The sequence below is a fragment of the Capnocytophaga stomatis genome (genome assembly GCF_002302635.1).
GTDB classification, from domain to species: Bacteria; Bacteroidota; Bacteroidia; order Flavobacteriales; family Flavobacteriaceae; genus Capnocytophaga; species Capnocytophaga stomatis.
The window spans coordinates 1,747,342-1,768,158 of the sequence record NZ_CP022387.1 but is presented as its reverse complement, the minus strand read 5'-3'; the positions used below and the strand labels follow the sequence as shown (position 1 = coordinate 1,768,158).

13 protein-coding genes are annotated in these 20,817 nt (G+C 37.8%); 6 read left to right on the top strand and 7 right to left on the bottom strand.

The genetic code is table 11. The features are described from left to right. Positions 1 to 55: 55 nt before the first annotated feature. Positions 56 to 1,687 carry an ABC-F family ATP-binding cassette domain-containing protein gene (locus CGC58_RS07740; RefSeq protein WP_095896205.1) on the top strand — a complete coding sequence of 544 codons (1,632 nt, stop codon included), beginning with the start codon at positions 56 to 58 and terminating at the stop codon, positions 1,685 to 1,687. Positions 1,688 to 1,762: 75 nt separating this feature from the next. Here CGC58_RS07740 and dnaB read toward each other — a convergent pair whose 3' ends face one another. From dnaB to CGC58_RS07725, 3 genes are all read right to left on the bottom strand, one after another. Then, on the bottom strand, positions 1,763 to 3,271 hold the full coding sequence (dnaB, locus tag CGC58_RS07735; protein ID WP_394336612.1) for a replicative DNA helicase: 1,509 nt from the start codon (positions 3,269 to 3,271) through the stop codon (positions 1,763 to 1,765). A 259-nt stretch (positions 3,272 to 3,530) separates the two neighbouring features. Then, a complete protein-coding gene (locus CGC58_RS07730; RefSeq protein WP_198540714.1) occupies positions 3,531 to 4,355 on the bottom strand; it encodes a DNA alkylation repair protein in 825 nt (274 codons plus the stop codon). An 85-nt stretch (positions 4,356 to 4,440) separates the two neighbouring features. After that, positions 4,441 to 5,394: an acetyl-CoA carboxylase carboxyltransferase subunit alpha gene (locus CGC58_RS07725; protein WP_095897157.1), complete on the bottom strand. Its 954-nt coding sequence runs from the start codon at positions 5,392 to 5,394 to the stop codon at positions 4,441 to 4,443. Positions 5,395 to 5,716: 322 nt separating this feature from the next. Between CGC58_RS07725 and CGC58_RS07720 the strand changes: the two genes are divergently transcribed. The 3 genes from CGC58_RS07720 (at position 5,717) to uvrA (ending at position 11,388) form a co-directional block, all read left to right on the top strand. After that, positions 5,717 to 5,965 (top strand): FeoA family protein, encoded by a 249-nt coding sequence (locus CGC58_RS07720; protein WP_095896203.1) that lies wholly within the window; start codon positions 5,717 to 5,719, stop codon positions 5,963 to 5,965. Then, positions 5,965 to 8,079, top strand: a complete 2,115-nt coding sequence (feoB, locus tag CGC58_RS07715; protein ID WP_095896202.1) for a ferrous iron transport protein B — start codon at positions 5,965 to 5,967, stop codon at positions 8,077 to 8,079. The genes CGC58_RS07720 and feoB overlap by 1 nt, the downstream gene beginning before the upstream one ends. A gap of 537 nt (positions 8,080 to 8,616) precedes the next feature. Continuing rightward, positions 8,617 to 11,388 carry an excinuclease ABC subunit UvrA gene (uvrA, locus tag CGC58_RS07710; RefSeq protein ID WP_095896201.1) on the top strand — a complete coding sequence of 924 codons (2,772 nt, stop codon included), beginning with the start codon at positions 8,617 to 8,619 and terminating at the stop codon, positions 11,386 to 11,388. 66 nt (positions 11,389 to 11,454) lie between these two features. Here the strand turns inward: uvrA and CGC58_RS07705 are convergent, their stop codons facing one another. Beyond that, on the bottom strand, positions 11,455 to 12,321 hold the full coding sequence (locus CGC58_RS07705) for a sugar-binding protein (protein WP_095896200.1): 867 nt from the start codon (positions 12,319 to 12,321) through the stop codon (positions 11,455 to 11,457). A 300-nt stretch (positions 12,322 to 12,621) separates the two neighbouring features. Further along, a complete protein-coding gene (gene trmB / locus CGC58_RS07700; RefSeq protein WP_095896199.1) occupies positions 12,622 to 13,293 on the bottom strand; it encodes a tRNA (guanosine(46)-N7)-methyltransferase TrmB in 672 nt (223 codons plus the stop codon). Positions 13,294 to 13,537: 244 nt separating this feature from the next. Here trmB and CGC58_RS07695 point away from each other — a divergent pair, with 244 nt between their 5' ends. Both CGC58_RS07695 and CGC58_RS07690 read left to right on the top strand, forming a co-directional pair. Beyond that, positions 13,538 to 14,449, top strand: a complete 912-nt coding sequence (locus CGC58_RS07695; RefSeq protein ID WP_095896198.1) for a ClpXP adapter SpxH family protein — start codon at positions 13,538 to 13,540, stop codon at positions 14,447 to 14,449. A gap of 21 nt (positions 14,450 to 14,470) precedes the next feature. Beyond that, entirely contained in the window at positions 14,471 to 14,980 is a 510-nt protein-coding gene (locus CGC58_RS07690) for a gamma carbonic anhydrase family protein (protein ID WP_095896197.1), read from the top strand. A 309-nt stretch (positions 14,981 to 15,289) separates the two neighbouring features. On the opposite strand, the gene CGC58_RS07685 is transcribed toward CGC58_RS07690, so the two are convergent. Beyond that, the gene (locus CGC58_RS07685) at positions 15,290 to 17,131 is read right to left on the bottom strand and encodes a RagB/SusD family nutrient uptake outer membrane protein (protein ID WP_095896196.1); all 1,842 of its coding nucleotides are present in this window, start codon (positions 17,129 to 17,131) and stop codon (positions 15,290 to 15,292) included. Positions 17,132 to 17,143: 12 nt separating this feature from the next. After that, on the bottom strand, positions 17,144 to 20,338 hold the full coding sequence (locus tag CGC58_RS07680; RefSeq protein ID WP_095896195.1) for a SusC/RagA family TonB-linked outer membrane protein: 3,195 nt from the start codon (positions 20,336 to 20,338) through the stop codon (positions 17,144 to 17,146). Positions 20,339 to 20,817: the final 479 nt, after the last annotated feature.

Sequence of the window (20,817 nt, the reverse complement as noted above, 5' to 3'; positions counted from 1 at the left end):
TCTACTTCATAAGTAACTAAATAACAATATTTTAAAAATTTAAAAACAAGAAAAAATGATTACAGCAAATAGCTTATGTGTTGAATTTGGAGGTACTACGCTTTTCTCTGACGTTTCTTTTGCCATCAACCCGAATGACCGCATTGCTTTAATGGGGAAGAACGGAGCAGGAAAATCCACTTTACTCAAAATCTTAGCCGGAGAACGTGAAGCCACAAGAGGTAACGTTAGTATGCCTAAAGATTTTACAATCGCATATTTGCCACAGCATCTCATTATGGATGATAATTGCACTGTTTTTGAACAAGTTGCTAAGGCTTTTGCTTCCATTCAATCGATGGAAAAACGCATTGAAGAAATCAATCAGGAACTTACCATTCGTACTGATTATGAATCCGATGAATATATGAAACTCATTGAGGAAGTTTCCTCTTTAAGTGAAAAATTTTACGGAATAGAAGATACCAATTTTGAAGAAAAAATCGAAAAAACGCTACTCGGTTTAGGTTTCACCCGTGAAGATTTTCACCGACAAACGAATGAATTTAGCGGCGGATGGCGAATGCGTATCGAGTTAGGAAAATTATTGCTTCAAAACCCTGATTTACTGCTTCTTGATGAGCCTACAAATCACCTCGATATCAACTCCATTGAATGGTTTGAGGATTTTTTGATTAACTCTGCCAAAGCCGTGGTGCTTATCTCACACGACAGAGCCTTTGTAAACAATGTAACTAATCGCACGATTGAAGTTACAATGGGACGCATCTATGACTATAAAGCAAAATACTCTCATTATCTTGAACTTAGGAAAGAACGACGTGCTCAACAACAAAAACAGTACGATGAGCAACAAAAAATGATTGCCGAAACAAAGGAATTTATCGAGCGTTTCAAAGGTACTTATTCCAAAACATTACAAGTGCAATCAAGAGTTAAAATGCTTGAAAAACTGCAAATTATAGAAGTTGACCAAGAGGACACCTCAGCCCTAAAACTAAAATTTCCTCCTTCGCCTCGTTCGGGAAATTATCCTGTCATAGCCGAAGATTTGGAAAAAACCTACGGCGAAAAACAAATTTTTTCAAATGTAAATTTCACCATCAAGCGAGGGGAAAAAGTAGCTTTTGTAGGGCGAAATGGCGAGGGAAAATCAACTCTTGTAAAATGTATTATGCAAGAAATTGACCACGGTGGAACGCTCTCATTAGGTCACAATGTTCAAATTGGTTATTTCGCTCAAAATCAGGCTTCTTTGCTAAACGGAGAACTTTCTGTCTTTCAAACAATTGATGATATTGCTGTTGGAGACATACGCACCAAAATACGTGATATTTTAGGAGCTTTTATGTTTAACAAGGAAGAAAGCGAAAAGAAAGTAAAAGTGCTTTCCGGTGGCGAACGAACTCGGCTTGCGATGATAAAACTCCTGCTTGAACCTGTGAACTTGCTCATTTTGGACGAGCCTACAAATCACCTTGATATGCGTACCAAAGATATTCTAAAACAGGCACTTCTGGATTTTGACGGAACGCTCATTGTAGTTTCACACGATCGCGATTTTCTGGACGGACTTGTAACCAAAGTGTATGAATTTGGAGGCGGGAAAGTTACCGAACACTTGGAAGATATTTATGGTTTCTTACAGAAGAAAAAAATGGAAAATTTACGAGAAATAGAAAAATAGAAATATCTCTTAAAAATAAAAACATCTGGGAATTGGTTCTCAGATGTTTTTTATTTTTATTTTCTTTTTTACTTATTAAAAAGGAATATCATCTATGTTTTGATTTGAAAAATTAGGAGGAGTATCTCCAAAGGCTTCCTGTGCTAATGGTAATCTGGAGACATCAAAATCATCATTCATTTTCGAGCCGATTTCTTGCGTAAAAGACTGGAATCCAGAACTATCAAATTCATCCAAGTTATCAAATTTACCAAACTGACCCAAGAATTTCAAACGAATGTTATCCAATCCGCCATTTCGGTGTTTAGCAACAATAAATTCTCCTTGATTTTCAGTTGGGGATTGAGCTTCGTCATCCCATTCCATAATTTTATAATACTCAGGACGATATATAAATGACACAATATCAGCATCTTGCTCAATAGCTCCCGATTCACGCAAGTCCGACAATTGAGGACGCTTATGCCCGGGACGTGACTCCACATTACGCGACAATTGTGAAAGAGCAATCACAGGAATATCCAACTCTTTTGCCAAAGCTTTCAGGTTTCGGGAAATTGTTGAAATTTCTTGCTCCCGATTTCCTACACCTTTTGTTCCGCCTGCTGTCATAAGTTGCAGATAATCAATAATTATCAACTTTATACCATATTGAGAAGAAAGTCGGCGTGCTTTTGCCCTCAAATCGAATATTGAAATTGAAGGCGTATCATCAATGTATAATGGTGCTTTTTCAAGGTCTTTTACTCTAGTACTCAGTACGTGCCATTCGTGAGGTTCCAATTTCCCCGTACGCAATTTTTCGGAAGAAAGTCCCGTTTCGGAAGAAATTAAACGCGTAATCAACTGAACTGAAGACATCTCCAACGAAAAGAAAGCAACCGGAATTCCTTGTCCCACAGCGATATTTCGTGCCATAGAAAGCGTCAAAGCCGTTTTTCCCATACCCGGACGTGCCGCAATAATAATGAGGTCACTCGCCTGCCAGCCCGATGTAAGTTGGTCTAACTTTGTAAATCCGGAAGGAACGCCACTGAAGCCATCCGTTTTGTTGGAAAGGTCTTGAATTTTCTTTAAAGCCTTGATAACCAAATCACCAGCTGATTCACTTGAGCGTTTCAGATTTCCTTGTGTAACTTCGTAAAGCTTCGATTCCGCAGAATCTAACAAATCAAAAACATCTTTGGTTTCATCATACGCATCTTCAATTACTTCCGATGAAATTTGAATCAATCGGCGTTGAATGAATTTCTGCATAATAATACGTGCGTGAAACTCAATGTGTGCCGATGATGACACTCGTTGCGTAAGCTGAATTAGGTAAAATTCGCCGCCAACAGCTTCCAAATTTCCATTTTTGCGAAGCTGCTCCATAACTGTTAATAAGTCAATGGGTTGCGATTGTTGAAAAAGTTCAAAAATGGCTTGATAAATAAGCTGATGCTGCTTTCGATAAAAAACCTCAGGACTGAGTACGTCGATAACATCATCAACTCCTTTTTTGTCAATCATCATCGCTCCAAGCACAACTTGCTCTATATTAACATCTTGCGGAGGTATTTTCCCTCGCTCCAAATTAATCATAGCAGGACTTGTTGTAGCTTCTATTTGTAAAGATGGATATGTTTGTGCTTCTTTCATAGTGCGAAATTAGGAAAAAAAACGATTCTTTGAAAAAGATATGTGAACATCAATTGTTAATAAGCTGTTGATAAATTGTTTACAAGTAGCACAAAAACAATCCAAATCCTGAATATCAAGAGGCAGGAAAAACAGCAATTCAAGTAAAGTATTTTTGATAACTATTTTTACGTGCAGAAATTTTCTGTTGCTACAAAAGAAATTACTTTTTCAAAATTGTGCGAAGAGCTTTCTTTACGATGTATTGTGTGCTTTTTGTCGGACTTTCTTTTTTCCAACGTTCACAAAGTTGTGTAACAAAATCAGGTCGGGTTTTGGAAGCATCATTCAGCCAATTTCCCACACTATCCTGCACGTACTTAGATGAATCGGATTTGAGCTTTTCTAAAATAGGCAGAGCCAGTTCAGGTTTTTCCTTTAACTGGTCAATGTGCGAACACCAAACCCCTCGTGGTCGGGTAGATTCTGTGCAAAAGCGACGAACATTCTCATTCTCACTTTCTGCCCAATTTGATAAAAATTTTAAAGAAAAATCAAGATTTTCGCTAATATCTTTGCGTAAAGCCATCCACACAACTTCACGAACTCCAAAATGTGCATCGGAAATTAAAGACTTCAAATTCAAAAACTTATCTTCTACAGAAATATTTTTATTCAAAGCTAAAAAGTAAGTTGCATAACAACGTACAGAATCCGAAATATGCGAATTCAATTTTTGAAATAATTTCTCGTAAGCATCAGAATTTACGTACTCTTTGTAAAGTATTCCACCTACGATTTTTACACTATTCATTGCCGAAGCTTTTTTCTGTTGCTTCAGTTCCAAAACAATTTTATTTATAACCTCCTCAGAAACACTCATTTCAGGAAAAACAGAGGTCACCAAAACAGCGTGATTGACAGCCAGCCATTCCGTTAGGTTAACCGTTTCAATACGCCCTAAATTAAGCAATTGCAAAACTTCTGTAGGGATATTTTCAATTTTCGTTGCTCCTTTTCTGTTTAAAACATCCGAAGTTATATTCATTTTGTTTTTCATTTATGATTCGCGCTCTTTTCAATTTTTATTCTTACAAAAATGGTTGCCTTAGTAAGACAACCATTTTGCAATTTTATTGTTTATAAACTCCCATATTCAGATATTTATCCATCCGTTTTTCAACGAGTTTTTCCGGCGGAAGTTTCTTCAGTTCTTCGTATGTTTCTAAAATTACCTTTCTGACAGTGAGGAAAGTAGTTTCTCTATCACGATGAGCTCCTCCAAGAGGTTCTTTGATAATTTCATCAATCAGTTTAAGTTTTTTCATATCAGGAGCCGTAAGTTTGAGTGCTTCAGCGGCTTCTTTTTTGTATTCCCAACTTCTCCAAAGGATGGACGAACAAGACTCGGGAGAAATAACTGAATACCAAGTATTTTCAAGCATATAAACGCGGTCTCCTATTCCAATTCCCAAAGCTCCTCCTGATGCTCCTTCTCCGATGATAAATACAATTACCGGAACTTTCAATCGTGACATTTCCAATATGTTACGGGCAATTGCTTCTCCTTGTCCTCGTTCTTCGGCTTCAATTCCCGGGAAAGCACCCGGTGTATCCACCAAACAAACGATAGGAATCCCGAACTTCTCGGCAGATTTCATCAAACGTAACGCTTTACGGTATCCCTCAGGGTTTGCCATCCCGAAATTGCGGTACTGACGCATCTTGGTATTTACTCCCTTTTGTTGCCCCACGAACAAGAAACTTTGGTCATCGATTTTTCCAAAACCTGCTATCATTGCCTTATCGTCCTTTACGGTTCTGTCGCCGTGAAGTTCCAAAAATGTATCTCCGCAAAGGGCTCTGATATAATCAAGTGTGTAGGGTCTGTCCAAGTGGCGTGAAATTTGAACACGTTGCCAAGGTGTCAAATTACTGTAAATTTCTTTCTTTGTTTGGTTGAGCTTTTTTTCAATCTTCTTGCAGGCGTCGGTCATATCAACATTACTCTCATCACCGATAAGAGCACACTTCTGCATTTGCTCCTCCAATTCTTTGATTGGTAATTCAAAATCTAAATATTCCATAAGGTCGTTTTGTTTTGACTTATATTCGAGCAAAAGTACAAAATTTTGCAATTGAAAAACATCTTTGTAGCAAATATTTTCTCAAATTAGATTTCAAAATTGAAAATTCTGACAGCAACAAAAATAGCAATTTACTGATTTAAAGCGTTTTACTTCTTCACAAATAATCACTATTACGGCTTATCAATGCTGTTTGATTCCACATTATTTTCATTTTTGTGCTTTTGCCTTGTTTGAAAGAAAACTTTTCTTACTGCTGATTTCGCTTTTTCTTAAAAAAGAGTATCTTTGCCCTTAAATTAAGTCTAAATTAAACACTCTTATGGAGAAGACTTCTGCTAAAGGAAAACTTACTGTTTCTCATCTTAAAAAAGGCGAAAAGGGAATCATAAAACATATTGACATTGAGAATGTTCCGCTAAAACTAATTGAATTAGGATGCTTTGTGGGGAGCGAGGTTGAAGTCATTGAAAAATCTGTTTTCGGTGACCCAATTTATGTTAATATGAACAATTCATACCTTTCCATCCGCAAGGAAATGGCTTCACTAATTGAAATTGAAAAAATATAATGAGGAGAGATATAAAAGTAGCCCTTATAGGAAATCCGAATACGGGAAAGACTTCTATTTTTAATGCACTTACGGGATTAAACCAAAAGGTAGGAAACTATCCCGGAATTACGGTCGAAAAAAAAATCGGGCACTGCAAGCTTACCGATGATGTTAAAGTTGAAATCATCGACTTGCCGGGCACGTACAGCCTCAACGCTAACTCAATGGATGAGCGTGTTGCCGTGAATATTCTTCTAAACAAGAACGAAGAACTTTATCCCGATGTGGTTGTCGTTACTGCAGATGTCGAAAATTTAAAACAAAACTTGCTCATATTTACGCAGATAAAAGACCTTAACCTGCCTACGGTTCTGGTTGTGAATATGGCAGACCAAATGAAGCGAAAAGGCATCAAGATTGATATTCCTGCACTTGAAAGAGAACTGAAAACCAAGGTTATACTAACCAGTACACGCACTCGTACGGGCTTGGACGAACTCAAAATCGTTCTTGCCAATTACAGCGAGCTTCCCGTACATTCTTTCTTGGATATCAATCGGTTGGATGCTCCGTACTTCCATAATTTAACTACGCTGTTTCCTAAAGAAAACCCGTATAAACTCTGGCTGATAATATCACACAATACGGACTTTATTGAGAGTCACAAAGAAATCGACCTTGCCGGCGTACGAAATACCAAAAGCGAGAGCGAAATCAAACGGATGAAGCAGCGAGAAACCATCTTGAGGTATCAGCAGATAAACGATATACTAAAGAAAACATATTCGGTAAGCCTTTCCGAAGCCAAAACACTGCGAGCAAAATTAGATAAGATTCTTATTCATAAAATTTTCGGATACGTAATCTTTGCAATGGTGCTGTTGCTCGTGTTCCAAGCTGTGTACGATTGGAGCAGTTATCCGATGGATTGGATAGAAGGGAACTTGGAGAAATTTACAAACTGGGCGTCCGAAAAACTTCCTAAAGGAGCATTAACGGAATTACTAACCGAAGGAATCCTGCCGGGAATCACGGGAATTTTGATTTTTATTCCCCAAATCGCTATCCTTTTCTTCTTCATTTCTTTGCTCGAAGAAAGTGGATATATGAGCCGAGTGGTATTCTTGATGGATAACATTATGAGGCGTTTCGGGCTTAACGGTAAGAGTGTTGTTCCGCTGATATCGGGTGCGGCGTGTGCAATTCCTGCCGTGATGATTGCACGAAACATCGAAAGTTGGAAAGAACGCCTTATCACAATTTTAGTAACTCCGTTTATGACGTGTTCTGCCCGACTGCCCGTTTATCTGATTATCATTGCTTTGGTAATCCCTGATGGCGAGTTTCTGTTCATAAGTTACAAGGCGTTTACGCTATTTGCACTGTATGTTTTAGGTTTTGTTGTGGCGTTGCTTTCTGCTTTTGTGCTGGACAAACTTCTGAAAATCAAGAAAGGAAAAAGTTTTTTCATTGCCGAAATGCCCAATTATAAAGTACCTCTATGGCAAAACGTAGCTATCACTGTGTATGAAAAGACGAAAAGCTTTGTATTGGGAGCTGGGAAAATCATCTTAGCAATCTCTGTGATTCTGTGGTTTTTAGGGTCGCACGGAATGGGAGAGAAGTACAACAATATCGAAAACGAAGCAACTACTTTGGCTCAGCAACAGCAATGGGACGAAACCCAAACTGCTCATTTCATTGAATCGGCACAGCTGGAATATTCCTACTTAGGCTACATCGGAAAGACAATTGAACCTATTTTCAGACCTCTGGGCTACGACTGGAAGATTAGCATCGGCGTACTTTCTTCCTTTGCCGCACGTGAAGTTTTCATCGCTACATTGGCTTCAATTTATAGTTTAGGTGGCGATTTGGACACAGAAGAAGAGGAGGGTGAACGCACCATTCTAAGCAAATTACGAAGCGAAACACGCCCTGACGGAACGTCCGTATATACCTTTGCGACAGGCATCTCGCTACTTCTGTTCTACGCCTTCGCTATGCAATGTCTAAGCACAATGGCAGTAGTGCGTCGCGAAACCAATAGCTGGAAATGGACTGCCGTACAATGGTGCTTTATGACAGGCATTGCTTACATTAGTGCGATGCTGGCATATCAATTTTTATAGGCTATATTTTTGTGCAAATAAGTTACTTTTAATACAAACAAACCACACTTTACACACATCTTTAAAGTGTGGTTTTTCTTTGGACACGCTTTGGAAAATTTTTCTATTACAACAAAGCAAAATTTCTATAAGGCAAATCTTTTTTATTTTACCGTCAAAAAATTTTTAAACTAACGTGAGAAAAATTCCAGAAAAAAACATAGTTTTTTTATCCAAATATCTTTTAAAAAACAGAAATTCTTTCTATTTAAAAAACACACACGTATCGAGCAATATTTCCATACAGTTTTAAATTTCTCACAGATACTACACATTTTTACAAATAACAAACAGAAAAAATCCGTAAAAATATGGGATTTTCCTCTTTATAAGTTTTACAAGAAAAAAAATAAAGCCACTCTATTTCTGTTACTTTTTGCTATCTTTGCAAGCAGATAAGTTGAAAAACAGCAAATCTCACAAAGATTTTTCAAAAACACCCGTTTTAAATTGCTGTTTTACACCTTTTGAACATTTTAGAACTTCCTTTCATAAAAAATGAAAACCAAAGAAATACTTATAAAAGGAGCGAAGCTCCACAACTTAAAAGACATCACAGTCGGGATTCCGCGTAATAAATTGGTGGTTATTACGGGCTTATCGGGTTCGGGTAAGTCCAGCTTGGCATTTGATACACTCTATGCCGAGGGGCAACGCCGCTACGTGGAAAGCCTCTCCTCCTACGCACGTCAATTTTTAGGAAGGCTTGACAAACCCAAAGTGGACAACATCGTGGGCATTGCTCCTGCCATCGCTATTGAACAGAAAGTCAATACGTCTAATCCGCGTTCTACCGTCGGGACATCCACTGAAATCTATGATTATCTGAAACTTTTGTTCGCCCGCATCGGCAAAACCTACTCGCCCCTTTCCGGAAATGAAGTAAAAAAACATTCCGTTACCGATGTGGTTGATGCCGTTTTGAGCTATCCTGAACGCACCAAATTACTGCTTCTGGCTCCTGTTCATATCGCCGAAGGCAGAAAAATACCCCAAGTGCTTCAAATTTTATTACAGCAAGGATATGCCCGTATTCAGTATAAAGGCGAAATTATTCGCATTGATGAAGCCGATTTAAACAGTATCAATTCTGATTTTCTGTTGGTTATCGACCGAATTATCGTACAACATAACGAAGATTTTCGTCATCGGTTGGCTGATGCTATCGATACAGCTTTTTTTGAAGGAAAGGGTGAATGTATCATTGAAGAGGTTGAAAATCAAAACAAACAGACGTTCAGCAATAAATTTGAGTTGGACGGCATTGAATTTTCTGAACCGAACGTGCATCTGTTCAGCTTTAACAACCCATATGGGGCTTGCCCAAAATGCGACGGTTACGGCGATACCATCGGGCTGGACGAGGAGCTAATTATCCCAAATACAGCCCTTTCCGTGTACGACAACTGTGTTTATCCGTGGCGAGGTGAGGCGATGAGTTGGTATCGCGACCAGTTGGTTTTGAATGCTTATAAGTTTGATTTTCCCATCCATAAACCGTGGTTTGAACTCACCAAAGAGCAAAAAAAATTAGTTTGGAACGGCAACAAATTTTTTACCGGACTGACGGATTTTTTCAAAGAACTGGAAGAAAAAAGTTACAAAATACAGAATCGGGTAATGTTGGCACGTTACCGCGGAAAAACCAAATGTAGCGAATGTGATGGCAAACGCCTGCGAAAAGAAGCCGATTACGTGAAGATTAACGGAAGGAGCATTTCGGATTTGGTGGATATTTCCGTAGAGGAATTACAACGCTTCTTTAAGGAATTACAACTTTCTGACTATGAAAGAAATATTGCCCGCCGTTTGCTTGTTGAAATTGAGAATCGATTGCAATTTTTGGCTGACGTTGGGTTAAATTATCTGACCCTCAACCGAAAATCAAACACACTTTCGGGCGGGGAGAGCCAGCGTATCAACTTGGCAACTTCACTGGGCAGCAGTTTGGTAGGCTCGATGTATATTCTGGACGAACCCAGTATCGGTCTGCACCCGAAAGACACCGAAAAACTCATCAGCGTACTCAAATCGTTACGCGACTTGGGCAATACCGTGATTGTGGTGGAACACGATGAAGATATTATGAAAGCCGCCGATTACATCATCGACATTGGTCCCGAAGCCGGAACACACGGCGGGGAAGTGGTGGCACAAGGCACGTATGCCGAAATTCTGAAAGCGGATTCACTTACGGGTAAGTACCTCAGCGGGCGAATGCAAATTGACCTTCCGAAAGAACGACGCACTTCGCCGCATTACATCACGCTTTTGGGCTGTCGGGAAAACAACCTAAAAAACATTGACGTTACGCTTCCGTTGGATATGCTCACGGTGGTAACGGGCGTTTCCGGAAGCGGAAAGTCCACACTCATCAAGCAGATTTTATATCCGGCGATGCTTAAAGAGCTGGATATGAACACCGAAAAAGCAGGGCAATTCTCAAAGCTCGAAGGCAAGTACAAGCACATTCAGTCGGTAGAGTTCGTTGACCAAAATCCGATTGGAAAGTCCTCGCGCTCCAACCCGATTACCTATATAAAAGCCTACGATGACATTCGGAATTTGTATGCCGTACAGAAACTTTCAAAGTTACGCAACTTTCAGCCCAAACACTTTTCGTTTAATGTGGACGGCGGGCGTTGCGAGGTGTGCAAAGGCGAAGGCGAGGTTACTATTGAAATGCAGTTTATGGCGGACGTGCATTTGCCGTGCGAGGCGTGTGGCGGGAAACGTTTCAAAAAAGAAGTGCTGGAAGTAACTTTTGAAGGGAAATCCATCGATGATTTGTTAAACACCACCATTGACGATGCTATTGTATTTTTTGAAAGACATAAGCAACAGAAAATCAGTGCGAAATTAAAGCCTTTGCAAGATGTCGGGTTGGGTTATGTTACTCTTGGGCAATCCTCTTCGACGCTATCAGGTGGGGAGGCACAACGCATCAAGTTGGCTTCTTTTTTGGCGAAGTCCGAAAGCAAAGAGAAAGTATTATTCATCTTTGACGAACCTACTACGGGGCTACATTTTCACGATATTCGCAAGTTATTGGCTTCCTTTCAGGCACTTATAGAAAAAGGGCATTCTATCATTGTTATTGAGCATAATCTGGAAATGATAAAGTCCGCCGATTATGTAATTGACTTGGGGCTTGACGGAGGCGACAAAGGCGGAACAGTCATCGCTCAAGGCACTCCTGAAGAAATTGCCCGAAACACGCAAAGTTATACGGGTAAGTATCTGAAAGAAGTGATGCAACACCAAAAATAAAGAAAGCTGTCTGCACAGACAGCTTTCAAATTCATCAAACGTATAAAAATCGTATGGAAATTAAGTTTAGTAATAAACTATTTCTCTTTCGTACATAATCTTCGGAAAACTATTCACGTAATCAATGCGTTGTATCCAGTTTCCGTATGCATCAAATTGGTACTCGTAGTCTGTTTCCTCTATAAAACGTCCGTCACTATCGTACTCTTTTATTTGCACAGGATTCCCATAAGCATCATACTTAGTAACTCTCTTTCTCAAAAGTTTGTTCTCCTTATAAGTGTGCAATTCCGTCACCAAACCTTTTCTGTCGTAAACATACTTCCAAGTAACTTCAGGAACATCATCTTTTGAATATTGGGAAAGTTCTTCCACATTTCCTGATTTATCGTACTTGTAGAGAAACTTACGAGTTTCTGAAGGACGTTTCGGAACTTGATAAATCACCTCGACTTCACGCCCCCTATCGTCATTGTTGTAAATCCAAGACTCAACCAGCTCACCTCTGGGATTATAACAATGATAAGCTATTTTGTGACCTTTATCATCATATATGTAAACGTACTTGTTTTTGATATAGCCACGCTCGCCATAAACATCACGGGAAAGTCGTTTATTCTTATCGTTGTATTTGTATATAATCTTATTTTGAAGATTTCCTTGTTTGTTGTACATATTACTTTCAACCTTGTAACCTCTGTCATCAAACGTAGAAAGTATATCCCCCTTCCAGAACTCAGGTTTACCTGTTTTCTTTATAATTCCAAAAGAATCAAGCACGTGATAAGGCGTTAACTTATAAGTTTTTACCTTCCCTCTCAACTGGTAATCCTCCAACCTGCTCAAAGGTTTCTCGGGAGTGCCAACTTGTGCATATCCAATACACGATACAAAACACGACAACGCCCCAAGTAGTAATATTTTCCCTCTCATCTTGTAGTAATTTTAAATTATTTGCACTAATCTCATCTCTGAAACAAAATTACTACTATTTTATGAGATAATAAAATCGAGAAAATCAGATAAAACTCAATAAAAATCTATCAAAATCAACCTTTTAGCAATAAAAAAGTTAAATTACAACAAGTAACCTCGCCTATTTAACAAATAAGCAAGATATTCGGAAATTTATTTAAAAAAGAAAAATTATCAAAAATAAATCTTTGAAATCAATATTTTAAAAATTAAACAAATGTAAATCAGCAATATAGAAATATCAAAATTTTTCTAAATTTAAATCTGAAATTTGATGTAGGTTATTGGTTTATTCTGTTCCAAATAAAATTTTTCATAGAAAGTTTGAATTTCAGTCACTTCCGAAGGAACGCCGTCACTATTGTAAATATTATGGTTGGCATACAGCACTTTATGTCCCAATCCGTGTAACAGCCCGAGCGTGTAACCGTGCATAAATTCGCTATCCGTTTTCAGGTGTATGCATCCGTCCGTAGCAAGAATATTTTTATATCGACTCAAAAATTCTGCATTGGTTAACCGATGTTTGGTACGCTTATATTTTATTTGCGGGTCAGGGAATGTAATCCAAATTTCACTGACTTCACCTTGTGCAAAACAATGCTCAATAAGCTCAATTTGAGTACGCAAGAAGGCTACATTGTTGATATTTTCTTCAATAGCAGTTTTTGCACCACGCCAAAATCGTGCCCCTTTTATGTCAATCCCTATGAAATTTTTGTTCGGATACTTCTTTGCCAACCCCACAGAATATTCGCCTTTTCCGCATCCTAACTCCAACACAATGGGATTGTTATTCTTAAAATAATCGGAATGCCATTTCCCTTTGAAAGGAAATTGTTCTGATAGTAACTCGTCACGTTTAGGTTGCAATACGTTTGCAAAAGTTTCGTTTTCTTTGAATCGTTTTAATTTATTTTTACTTCCCACAGTTTAAATTTTGGGCAAAAATACAAAAAACCGCTTTATTTAATAACAAAAGAATTTGGCAATATCTAAAAGAACATAATAATAAATTATTTATCAATATTTTGTGAATACTTTTACAAAAAAATAATACTTTTGCCTAAAGCTGTAAAGCAAACGAAAAATAATTTCCGTACTAATTTGAAAATTCAAAAAAACTATGAAGTTCATTATCAAATTTTTATTTCTAACACAATCATTTTTAGCTATGGCACAGAATACTAATCCGCTACTTTGTGACCCCAAAGAGGGAACTTGTGGCGTACCTCAAACCGAAAATAACGCTGTAAAATCTCAGCTCCCACAAACGGAGAAATCAATAACAGTTACTTATTATACTGACCCAATATGCTCTTCGTGCTGGGGCATTGAACCTCAAATCCGTAAGCTTAAATTGGAATATGGCGATATCATTACCTTCAATTACCACACTGGCGGGCTTCTACCTGATTGGAGCTATAACAGCGGAGGCATCAGCAAACCATCGGATGTAGCTCATCATTGGGACGAGGTGAGTCTCTACTACGATATGCCAATTGATGGCGATATTTGGCTGGAAAATCCTTTAAATTCTTCTTATCCTCCATCAATAGCATTTAAAGCTGCTCAAATACAGGACAAAAACAAAGCAATTTCTTTTTTGAGGGAGCTGAGAGAAATGGTCTTTCTTCAGAAGAAAAATATCACTCAGTGGGAGCATATTGCAAAAGCTGCCGATGTAACAAAACTTGATGTAGAACAACTGAAAGCAGATATTCAAAACAAAGCAAAGGAACTATTTGAAAACGATTTGAAATTAGCAAGAGATTTGGGAATTCGTGGTTTTCCTACAATGATTTTCACAGATAGTCAAGGCAATAGAGAAGTAGTTTACGGAGCAAAACCATACCTTAATTTTGAAAGAGCCATACTGAAGCTGGAGCCCAAAGCTACAAAAAAAGAATACAAAAAAGATTGGCAAACACTCTTTGGTTATTATCCAACTCTCACTGCTCGAGAATTTTCGGAACTATCATCAATGCCACGAAAAGAGAGCGAAATATATCTTAATCAACTCACAGAACAGGGCTTTTTAGAGAGATACACCACCAAAAATGGTTCCATCTGGAAGAAAAAATAGTTATTCAAAAAGAGTAAAAAGATGATTATCAAAAAAGTCAATGGAAAAGAGCCTTCTTTTGGAAAAGATTGCTTTATTGCTGAAAATGCAACAGTTACAGGAGATGTTTCCGTAGGTAATCAATGTACCATTTGGTATAACGCTGTAATTCGGGGCGATGTAAATAGCATCAGAATCGGAAACAAGGTAAACGTACAGGACGGAGCTGTCATTCACGCAACTTACCAAAAATATGCCACAAACATAGCCGATAATGTTTCAATCGGGCATAATGCTATTGTCCACGGTTGTACAATTCACAGCAATGTATTAATTGGAATGGGAAGCATTGTGATGGATGGTTGCATAGTGGAAAGCGACAGCATCGTTGCAGCTGGTGCCGTAGTTACCGAACATACCCGAATTGAATCCGGAAGTATTTACGCCGGCATTCCCGCAAAGAAAATAAAAAACTTGTCAGGAGAACAGAAAACAGCCATCCGCAGAACGGCAGACAATTACGTGAAATACGCCTCGTGGATTGAGGATTAGAAATTAGACCATTTTCTTACACATCTTCTCTTTTCCAGGTCAAATCTGGGAATGAATCAAATTATTTCAATTTTTAGAGGAAATAACAAAAAAACTTAGAACTTAAAAACTGGGGCAATTTTTCCCCAGAAACCATTAAAAACCAACTTGTTAAATCCTTATAAGATTAGTAATTCCATAGCCTTATAACTCATTGTATATCAAATTTTTTATTGATATATAAATTTGAGAAACCAAAAAACTGCCCTTAAAATATATTTTTCAAGAGCAGTTTATATAATCTGATAGTAAAACGATTAAGTTGCAATACTATTCATAACCAGGGTTTTGTATCAAATTCTTTGTGATTTGTATTTGATTTAAAGGAATAGGGTACAGGTAATATGCACGTTTAAAATCTCTTTTTTCGTATGAGTGTCTTTCAAAAAATTTAGCTTTATCATCTGTTTGCATATTCATTCCATAGAAATCACCTCCTTGTCCTCCTTCTCCCACAGGATTTTCGGCAATCATCCAACGACGAACATCAAAATAACGTTGCCCTTCGGTTGCTAATTCTACACGCATTTCGGCTCTGATGGCTTTTCGTTGTGCTTCTTGATTACCTAAAACAGAAGGATTACTTTCCTGCCAATTGGGAATACCAGCTCTTTCGCGAACTCTATTCACATACTCTGCTATTTTTGAGTCAGAAGGATTAACCTCATTAAGGGCTTCTGCATAGAGCAAATAAAATTCAGCTAAGCGGAAAATAATTGACGGACGATATTGTGAACGTGGATGCGAGCCTTCATTTCTGGTATTACGTGCAATTCGTTTGTATAAGAGGTAACCAGTCCAAGGATAGTCACCTTTTGAGCGGTCGTTTCCATCGCCATAAGTAAACTTAACATCTTTTTTACTGATGTGCCACTTTCTTCCGTGAAAGAAAACGGTTTGATAGAAACGAGGTTCTCTATTTATCCACATTCGATATGTTCCCTCTTCTGTTTGATTTGATTGATCTTCACCAGCGGTGGAAAAACCAGTCTCATTATATAGTGGGGATTCCTCTATTGATTTTCCATCAATCATAAAAAAGTCATCTACCAACTCTTGCGAAACAGAAATACAAGCAAATCCGTTACGTTCAGTACGAGGTGTGCATCGTCTATCTGTTCCTTCACCACCAACTCCTCCCCAATTGTGTTTACTACTAGCCCAAATAATCTCATTATTGTACTTCATAAATAAATTATATAACGATTTATGTGGGTCATAAGTAGCACCTTCATATTCCTTGTACAACTCATACTTTCCATTGGCAAAGTTGATGAAATCTTCCAATGCACTAACTGCTTTTTGCCATTTCCCTTTATCGGCAGCAGGGAATAACTTTTTCCCATCAGGATTCGTCAGCGATAAAGCCTCGCTGTACCCTCCGTTAAACAATGGACTTGCGGCATACATCCATAATTTTGCTCTAACGGCTAAGGCAACTCCTTTGGTTGGTAATGCTCGGTAGTTCTCCTCCGTTTCAACATCGTTAAGCCCTTCGCTTGCTTCTAACAATTCACTATCCAAGAAAGCAACTACTTCATCCACTGAATTACGTGGATAGTCCCAGTCGCTTGCTTCAGGATCAGCAGGTTCAGTGAGTATAGGGATAGGACCATACATTTCAAACAACAAATAATGATAATATGCACGTAAAAAACGAGCTTGTGCTTTTAGTCTTACTAATTCAGCTTCATCAATATATTCGGCCAAACCTGTTTGAGGAATTACTTTTGCATTTTTCAAAAACAAGTTTGCTTGTCGTATGAGTTTATATAATGTTGACCAACGATGGAAAGGTGCGTTAGATTCGTTAAATCCGTTTTGGGTTAAGCCACGCAAAGTACCTTGTGCCATTTTCAATTCATCAGAAGCACCTGCCCAAGGATTGTCAAGCCCGGATAATTGATAATTTGTAGAGAAAATCATATTTGATGAATCAGGTATTCCTACAAAAATATTCCTATGAAATCTACGAGTAAGAGTAGCGTCGTCAAAAATTTCTTTTTGTGTCAATTCCCCTGCCAATTCATCGGAAACATCCAAATAATTGCTACACGATTCCGTAAAGAAAGTAGCTGTAATAATTCCTATGGTTATAAAAATCTTTCTCATTTTCTGTCATTTTTAAAAACTAAATTCAACTCCGAATGTATAACTTTTTGATAACGGATAATTCATACCTGCATTATCGTTACCCATTTCAGGATCCCACATTTTAACTTTATCCCAAACGTGCAAGTTGTTTCCTATCAGGTAAAAACGTCCTGAACTCATTTTTAATATCTTCAAGACCTCCTTAGGCAAGCGATATCCTATTTCAACATTTTTTAAGCGGATGAAGCTAGCATCTCTAAGCCACCACGTACTTGCTTGCTCGTTATGATTAAATGCTACGTTTCGAAGTCTTGGGAATAAAACGTCTTCTGAAGGATTTTCAGCAGTCCAACGATTAGTTACCTCACTTCGGAGTGAACTTTCATCTACACCGTATTTGAAAGGGAAGAACCCTTGGGGATTACTAGAACCTAAAATTGTTGATACATTTCCTGCTCCTTGGAAAAACACATTCACGTAGAAGTTTTTATATTCCATATTCGCCCCAAAACCATATATTATTTCGGGAACTGTCGGATTACTTACATCGTAGGTTCTATCATAATCATTGATTTGACCATCACCATTTAAGTCCTTATATTTGATATCTCCGGGCAATACCCCTGAACTGATGGTTGAAACCGGCAGTCCGGATTTGAGTGCATATTGCTTCGCTCCTGTCGCAGGGTCAGTTGTTATATCGAAGTCACTCTCTTGGTATAATCCCTCGGCAATGTAAATTCGAGGTAGGTTAATTCTTCTACCTGTTACGTTCATCCATTCATATTTCTGAGGAACTTCATCATATTCAAGAATTTTATTTCTTGCATAAGTAAAGTTACCTCTTGCCCCCACCGAAAAGTCATCTGTAAAGTTATGTCTGATGGACAAACTTGCATCAAATCCTTTATTACTTACTCTACCATAATTTTGCCAAGGTCTGTCTCTAAATCCTGTGTGTTCAGGAACGGTTCTACGTTGTAATAATATACTATGTCTTTCATTATCAAAATAGTCCGCAGTTAATGTTATTCTATTTCTAAATAATGAAATATCAATACCTATATTGCGTTTGTCCTCTATTTCCCATCCGATAGCAGGAGCTTCAAAACGCCCTTCTGCAAGTCCGGACATATTGTTAAGAGGCCCACTACCTCCAATACCTATATGATAACCTCCTGCGTTGCTGTAAGTTCCTCGGTATAGGAAGCGAGCACCTCCCGTATTGTCATTTCCTGTCTTTCCGTAAGAAGCTCTAAATTTTAAATCATTAATTGTATTGCTTATTCCTTCAAAGAATTTTTCATTACTAACTATCCACGACAAACCTATAGCAGGAAAGAAACCAAACCTATTTTCTTTGGAAAAAGCCTCGCTTCCTGTAAAACCAAAGCTCCCCTCGATGGAGTAGCGACGATCATACATATACGTAGCACGCCCGATATAAGCTTCTTTACGAAAAGCCAAAGCCTGATCGTGAGTTTGTGCTTCTTTACGATAATATAGTAACATACCAGTAACATCGTGTTTATCAGAAAACAAACGTTTGTAATTCAAAGACCCTTCAATGTATATTTTCTTATTACCTCGGTTGCTTTCAGATGGTTCTCCGAATTTAACTTCATCAACTACTTTACTGAAAATTAGATTTCCTTTATCATCACGCCCACTGGCAGTAAATTGCGGAGGAGTTTTTGCCCTATTCATAAGGTAAGTGGCATTGGAATCATAACTAACAGAACCCTTAGCTGTCAATCCTTTTGTTATAACATCTAACTTTTGTTCGATAATCACATTTGATTGAAGCATCGAACGCCATTCTTTTGCGTAACCGGATTCCATTAGTAAATTATATGGATTGATTCGGTTATTACTATTACGAGGATGTGCAGCATTGGTTCCATCAGAATATACCATCGGGAAAAGATAAGGAGGAGCCGTTGAAATTCGTTGAAGAAGTCCATTAGTACCCACTCCCGGTGCCGGATAGTTCGTTTCTAAGTATTGTCCACTTAAATCTACCCGTAGAAGAGTTGTTGGAGTTACGTTAAAATCAACATTACTACGTAAATTATATCGATTTAACCCAATGTTGTTGTTATACTCCGCTTTAGGATTTCCTCTAAAAAGACCACTTTCGTTATAAAAAGCACCAGATATAAAGAATCGCGCTTTTTCTCCACCACCTCTAAAGTTTAGGGTATGTCGGACATTCGATGTGGTATTCTTTATCAAGCTCATCCAATTCACATTCGGGTACAAATCAGGGTCTATCCCAGATGCGTGTTTAGCAATAATATCTTCAGTGAATATAGGTGAATTTCCTGAATTTTGAAGTGCTTCGTTATAGATTCGCATATAGTTAGGAGCATCTAAAAACGAAGGAAGACGAGTCGGGGAAAGAAGCCCGTATTCACCACGATAAGAAATTTGAGTAGTTTGATTTTTTCCTCTTTTTGAGGTAATTAAAACAACTCCGTTAGCACCTTCTGCACCATAAACTGAGGTTGCCGCAGCATCTTTAAGTAGCGTAAAACTCTCAATCTCATCTGGTTCAATATCATTCATTGACCGAGGCACTCCATCAACCAATACAAGAGGAGAAATAGCAGCACCGCTTGCAAACGAACTAATTCCTCGTATATAAAACTCTGACTCATCGTAACCAGGTTCTCCTTTACGTTGAATAGCAATAAGTCCTGAAACTTGCCCAGCCAAGTTGTTTGTTAAACTACGAGTAGGAAGACGTAAGTCAGTTCCTTTTACTGTGCTCACTGAACTAACGACACTTTCCTTTTTCTGAGTACCAAAACCAACAACTACAACATCCCCTAACTGTTCAGCTTGCTCCTTTAGTATAATATTGATAATCAACTGATTACCACCCCCTATTCTTTTTTCTTGGGTAGCAAAACCTACAAAGTGATACTCTAAAACTTCTCCCTGCCTTACTAAAATTTCATACTTACCGTCAAAATTTGTAGAAGTTCCTCGAGTTGTATTTTTCACAACTACACTCACACCAGGTAAAGGCACTCCGTTCTCATCAGTCACCGTTCCTGTAATTTTCTTATTTTGTTGGGTAGCTACTTGAAATGTAGAAAACTTACTTCCTACACCTTCACCACCGGCGTAAGCAATCTCGTCAGTGGCTAGGAATAACACGAGTAGAACCATTTTACAAAATAGAATTTTGCTTCTTTTGGTTGAAAATAGTTTTTCCATATTCAAAATGTTATTAGTTAATATTTCTCTGCAAATTTTGGTAGTAAACTTATGATAAACAAACATTATTTATAGAATCCTAAGTAACTATTTTGACGTAATCTTGGTTGTTAGCTAAATAAATCCTTTAAGAGGAAAATTAATTTGGCTTAAGTCGCACAAAACTACAAAAACATATTTTGTTTTTCAAAATTTTTAACAATTAATCTTTCAAAATATTTTCGAAGCCTATCCTTTTTGTTTCGGTTTATTTCTTTTTTATTATGAATAATTAATTTTATTTCGTGATCATAAAAACATAAAAAACTGAAAAACAAATAATTACATTGGATCTAAGTAAAGTAAATTTTTAGAAAAAAAAGCATTTACGGAAGAGAGATAACCAAAAGCTATAATAGAGATGTTTTGATTTTGGAATTGAAGACTTCGGAAGAAGAAAAGAAGTAGGGGTTAAAATAACAAAAAAGCACAAAAAAAGC

Coding starts and splice junctions, on each gene's coding strand:
- feoB (WP_095896202.1), top strand. CDS start 5,965: ATGAGGAGAGATATAAAAGTAGCCCTTATAGGAAATCCGAATACGGGA.
- CGC58_RS07725 (WP_095897157.1), bottom strand. CDS start 5,394: ATGGAATATTTAGATTTTGAATTACCAATCAAAGAATTGGAGGAGCAA.
- CGC58_RS07705 (WP_095896200.1), bottom strand. CDS start 12,321: ATGAGAGGGAAAATATTACTACTTGGGGCGTTGTCGTGTTTTGTATCG.
- dnaB (WP_394336612.1), bottom strand. CDS start 3,271: ATGATTAATTTGGAGCGAGGGAAAATACCTCCGCAAGATGTTAATATA.
- CGC58_RS07730 (WP_198540714.1), bottom strand. CDS start 4,355: ATGAATATAACTTCGGATGTTTTAAACAGAAAAGGAGCAACGAAAATT.
- CGC58_RS07680 (WP_095896195.1), bottom strand. CDS start 20,338: ATGGAAAAACTATTTTCAACCAAAAGAAGCAAAATTCTATTTTGTAAA.
- CGC58_RS07740 (WP_095896205.1), top strand. CDS start 56: ATGATTACAGCAAATAGCTTATGTGTTGAATTTGGAGGTACTACGCTT.
- CGC58_RS07720 (WP_095896203.1), top strand. CDS start 5,717: ATGGAGAAGACTTCTGCTAAAGGAAAACTTACTGTTTCTCATCTTAAA.
- uvrA (WP_095896201.1), top strand. CDS start 8,617: ATGAAAACCAAAGAAATACTTATAAAAGGAGCGAAGCTCCACAACTTA.
- CGC58_RS07690 (WP_095896197.1), top strand. CDS start 14,471: ATGATTATCAAAAAAGTCAATGGAAAAGAGCCTTCTTTTGGAAAAGAT.
- CGC58_RS07685 (WP_095896196.1), bottom strand. CDS start 17,131: ATGAGAAAGATTTTTATAACCATAGGAATTATTACAGCTACTTTCTTT.
- CGC58_RS07695 (WP_095896198.1), top strand. CDS start 13,538: ATGGCACAGAATACTAATCCGCTACTTTGTGACCCCAAAGAGGGAACT.